Below are 2,092 nucleotides of genomic sequence, written 5' to 3'. Positions count from 1 at the left end.
CCATCGGGGCGCGGCGCCCGGCCCAAGGCTTTGGTCTGCATCTGTGATGCAGGGCAAAGGGGCGGGAGCGCCCCGGCCCGCCGCAGGCGACGCGCGCGCGGTTAGCTGGCGCGGCGGATGCCCATGACCCGGGCGCGGGCGCGCGGATCGCTGTCAAAGAGCGCGGCCAGCTGTTCGGTCATCGCGCCCGCCAGTTGTTCCACATCGGTGATGGTCACGGCGCGGTCATAGTAGCGGGTCACGTCATGGCCGATGCCGATCGCCAGCAGTTCCACCTGTTTGCGCCGCTCCACCATGGCGATCACATCGCGCAGGTGTTTTTCCAGATAATTCGCCGGGTTCACCGAGAGGGTGGAGTCATCCACCGGCGCGCCGTCGGAGATCACCATCAGGATCTTGCGTGCCTCGGGGCGACCGACCATGCGCCGATGCGCCCATTCCAGCGCCTCGCCGTCGATGTTTTCCTTCAGCAGCCCCTCTTTCATCATCAGGCCAAGGTTGGGGCGCACCCGGCGCCAGGGCGCATCGGCCCCCTTGTAGATGATGTGGCGCAGATCATTGAGACGCCCGGGCAACTGCGGGCGGCCATCGTTGAGCCAGGCTTCGCGCGCCAGCCCGCCTTTCCAGGCCTTGGTGGTGAAGCCGAGGATTTCCACCTTGACGTTGCAGCGTTCCAGCGTGCGGGCCAGAACATCGGCGCAGATCGCGGCGATGGAAATGGGGCGACCGCGCATGGAGCCGGAATTGTCGATCAGCAGGGTCACCACCGTGTCGCGGAATTCCATGTCCTTTTCGACCTTGAAGCTGAGCGGCGTCGTGGGGTTGGCCACCACCCGCGCCAGACGGCCGGCATCCAGCACGCCCTCTTCCTTGTCAAATTCCCAGCTGCGGTTCTGCTGCGCCTGCAAGCGCCGTTGCAGTTTGTTGGCCAGGCGCGAGACGGCGCCTTTCAGCGGCTCCAGCTGTTGATCAAGATAGGCGCGCAGCCGTTCCAGCTCTTGCGGTTCGGCCAGATCCTCGGCGGAGATTTCCTCGTCATGGGCGTCGAGAAAGATCTTGTAATCCGGGTCGGCATCCGAGACCGGCGGCGGCGCGGGGGGCTCCATCGGGGCCTCGCCATCGGGCATTTCGGTCTCGTCGGTGACCTCGTCCTCGGCCATCTCGTCCGAAGAGACCTGGGCCTGGCTTTCGTCCTGCTGCTGCTCCTGGGCCTGTTCGGGCGAGGCGTCGGCCTCTTCTTCCTGGCTGTCGTCCTGGCCGGTGCTGTCGGGATCTTCCTCCGGCTCGGCGCTCTCTTCGGAGTTTTCGTCGGACTGGTCGTCATAATCATCCGGGTCATCGCCGAGCTGATCGCCATAGCCGAGATCGGAGATCACACGGCGCGCGAATTTGGCGAAGGCGGCCTGATCGTCGATCATTTCGTCGAGGTTTTCCAGGATCTCGCCCGCCTGGGCCTCGATATAGCCGCGCCAGAGCTCCATCACATTTTCCGCGGCCGACGGCATCGGCCGCCCGGTGGCGAGGTGGCGGATCAGATAGCCCGCAGCAACCGCCAGTGGCGCCTCGGAGGAGGTGGTCACCTGGTCATAGCCGCGCCGCAGCGCCTCGTGCTGGATCTTGACGTCGATATTGGAGGCGGTGCCGGGCATGTCACGCGCGCCCATGGCCTCGCAGCGCGCGCCTTCCATCGCCTCGTAGAGTTCGCGCGCCATGTCACCTGCCGGAGCGTAGCGGCTGTGCACGCCGAGGTCGTGATACTTGTGACGCAGCGCCAGCGCGTCGGCGGTGCCGCGGGCCAGCAGCACTTCCTCGCGACTCATGCGGCGCGAGACCTGCGGCAGTCGCATGGTGTCGCCGGACATGCCGGAGGGGTCCACCGAGTAGCTGACGTTCAGTTCGGCATCATCGGCCATGACCTTGGTGGCCTCGGCCAGGGCTTTCTTGAACGGATCTGCCGGGTTGTCGTTTGGTTTGCTCATGAGCTCTTGCTCCTGTTGCACCAGCATTGAACCTTTGCGCGACGCTGTCCAGTCATTTGCAATGACTGTGCCCGTCCCGCCAGGGGCGGGGTGCCGAAGCCCCCATCGAGGGC

General features: G+C 65.7%; 1 protein-coding gene. It reads right to left on the bottom strand.

All coding sequences use genetic code 11. The annotated features are described in order from the left end of the window. Window positions 1-101: 101 nt before the first annotated feature. Window positions 102-1,979, bottom strand: a complete 1,878-nt coding sequence (gene cobT, locus HCZ87_RS20590) for a cobaltochelatase subunit CobT (RefSeq protein WP_167646977.1) — start codon at window positions 1,977-1,979, stop codon at window positions 102-104. Between the last annotated feature and the right edge of the window lie 113 nt (window positions 1,980-2,092).

The sequence above is a fragment of the Phaeobacter sp. HF9A genome, assembly GCF_011806385.1.
Lineage (GTDB): Bacteria > Pseudomonadota > Alphaproteobacteria > Rhodobacterales > Rhodobacteraceae > Epibacterium.
The sequence above is the reverse complement of the archived record's forward strand: the minus strand, read 5'-3'. Positions and strand labels throughout refer to the sequence as shown.